Origin of the sequence: Mesorhizobium sp. B2-8-9 (genome assembly GCF_006439475.1) — a bacterium.
Lineage (GTDB): Bacteria > Pseudomonadota > Alphaproteobacteria > Rhizobiales > Rhizobiaceae > Mesorhizobium.
In genome coordinates, this window is record NZ_VFTQ01000070.1 from 1 (window position 1) to 1,172 (window position 1,172).

At 63.1% G+C, this 1,172-nt stretch carries 1 protein-coding gene; it reads right to left on the reverse strand.

The annotated features are described in order from the left end of the window. Positions 1 to 33 precede the first annotated feature (33 nt). The gene (locus FJ423_RS33365) at positions 34 to 972 is read right to left on the reverse strand and encodes an IS110 family transposase (RefSeq protein ID WP_140848036.1); all 939 of its coding nucleotides are present in this window, start codon (positions 970 to 972) and stop codon (positions 34 to 36) included. Positions 973 to 1,172: the final 200 nt, after the last annotated feature.

Below are 1,172 nucleotides of genomic sequence, written 5' to 3' on the forward strand. Positions count from 1 at the left end.
AGCGCCGAGACGGATGAGCGACTATCTTGGGTGTCAAGTTGCATTTGCGAACTCTTTGCGCGCGTCACGTGCTTTTGCATTGAGGATGACGAGCAGCTTGCGGGCGAGCGCGATGCGGATGACCATCTTCTCCTTGCCGGCGGCCTGCAACCGCTGATGGAAGGCGGCCATGTGCGGATCGTATTTGGCCACGATGCGGGCAATGAGGAAGAGGAGCGAGCGCGGTCCGGCACGTCCGCCCCGGACCGGCCGGCGGCCGTTGCGTTTGCCGCTGTCGTTGGCGATCGGCGCCAGGCCTGCGAGTTTGGCGATGGCCTTGTTGGAGAGGATGCCGATCTCGGGCAACTCGGCCATCAGGCGGGCCACGGCACGGGAGGCGACGCCCTTGAGCGAACGGAAAGCCTTGTCGAGGCATGCCCACAGAGGATCATCGTCGATCAGCGAAGCGATCTCGCCTTCCAGCCGGCGGCTCTGGCGCTTGAGCAGGGCTATGATCTCATCGAGGCTATCGATGATCTCGGCGTCGAGCAGCGCGCTTTTGCGCTGCTTCTGAACAGTGAGATCGCCGGTGACCTGGCAGAGCCGCGCCACCAAGGCCTTGAGCCGCTGTTGGGCAGCACTCGGCGGTGGCATCGGTTGCACCTGCTTGACCTGGGCGTAGCGGGCGATCATGGCGGCATCGATCCTGTCGGTCTTTTCCAGGAAGCCCATCGCCTCGGCAAAACGGCGTACGCCGCGCGCATTGACGAGGGCACAGGGCAGATTGAGCTCCCACAGCAGCAGGAACGCCAGACGCTCGCAGCCGCCACTGGCCTCCATGACGACAAGCTCGGCGTCATGGCTCTGACACCAACTGACCAGATCGGCTATGCCTGCCGCATCGTTGCGGAAGCGGCTTGCCGCCCCGCTCGGCTCGACATCGGCATCGAGCCATTCTTTCGAAACATCCACTCCACAGATGGTCTTGTTCACGGTAACCTGCCTTGTGCGTGCGATTGGAGCCAAGCGACTATTCGGTCGTGCGTGACGAAAGGCGAAGATCCCAGGCTCATCCACGGTTGTGGCCGCAGGGGCGTCGGGCGACTTCGCCAAGCCTCGAATCGGATGGCCATCCGGTTCGAGGCTCAGTCGCTTCCATCGCACAAATCTCTGTCCGTGCAGATACAAGGGGT